Below are 1,297 nucleotides of genomic sequence, written 5' to 3'. Positions count from 1 at the left end.
TCAGGATTGCGATACTTTTCAATTGCGGCTTTAAATTCTTCATCAGTTGTAATTCTTTCACCGATTCCGCCACATGCTTCAGCAACTTTAGCAAAATCAATTTTAGGCAAACTAATTCCGTAATTTTGTTGGCCGGCAGATTGTTGTTCATATTCAATAAAGGCTAACAATTTATTATTTAAAACGATATACAACATTGGCAAATCATATTTAACGGCTGTGGCGAAATCTTGCATGACCATGGCAGTTGCTCCATCTCCGGCGACTGCGTAAACTGGCCGATCTGGGAAAGCTTTTTTGGCTGCAATAGCTCCGGGTAAAGCACAACCCATGGTTCCTAGCCATGCTGAAATTGTGTAGTCTTGACTAGCTTTAGCTGTTAAAAATCTTGCTCCAAAAGCAGTTGAAGTTCCGACATCAATTGACCAAATCGTATCGCTTGGTGCACTCTGGCTAAGATTATGGAACATTAAAGATGGCAAGACACCTTGATGTTTCTTGGAATAGACATCTTGCATCCAACTACGCCATTGACCAATTTTACTGATTGCTTCATCCAAATAAGGTCTATTTGAAACTGATTCACCTAATTCATTAAGTCGAGTGAGAGCTTCTTTAGCATCGGCTTGAATGGCAATATTAACATGGCGACGTTTGCCTAGCCGGTCCGCATTCGTATCAATCTGAATAGCATCAACCTTTTTATTTAGGTAAGGTGCATAAGGATAATCAGTCCCAATCATAATGACTAGGTCAGCTTTTTGCATCATTTCAAACGCTGGCTTCGTTCCAAGTTTTCCTAGCTGTCCCAAATTATAAGGGTGATCATCGTCGACCAACCCTTTGGCGGGCATTGTTAAAATGATAGGAATCTTATACTTCTCGATGAACGCCTTCATTTCTTTTTTAGCATGTTTGATACCTACACCAGCTAGCACGATAGGATTTGAATGAATCTTGATCATTTCCAAGGCTTGCTTAATTTGGTTATCATCAATTTTATAATTTTCCATTTGGAAATTGTCGACATTTGGTGTGAAATTATCCTTAATCATATGGTCAGGAATATCATCAGGAATCGTCAATACAGCTACGCCTTTTTTAGCAATAGCAGTTCTGATAGCTTCGTCCATAATTCTTGGCAAAGATTGTGGGTCCATGATGATCTTGTTATAAACAGCCACATCATCGAATAAAACATGCGTATCAACTTCTTGGAAGAAATCGGTATTAAGTAACTTAGATTGAACTTGTCCTAAAATTGCTAGTACTGGCGCATGATCCATCTTGGCATCAT

Annotated in this window: 1 protein-coding gene; it reads right to left on the bottom strand. The window is 39.0% G+C overall.

All coding sequences use genetic code 11. From position 1 onward, the window contains the following. A partial coding sequence (locus FHL06_RS13310; protein ID WP_192918005.1) for a thiamine pyrophosphate-dependent enzyme occupies positions 1-1,297 on the bottom strand: 1,297 nt, incomplete at both ends.

The sequence above is a fragment of the Companilactobacillus halodurans genome, from assembly GCF_009600985.1.
GTDB classification, from domain to species: domain Bacteria; phylum Bacillota; class Bacilli; order Lactobacillales; family Lactobacillaceae; genus Companilactobacillus; species Companilactobacillus halodurans.
The sequence above is the reverse complement of the archived record's forward strand: the minus strand, read 5'-3'. Positions and strand labels throughout refer to the sequence as shown.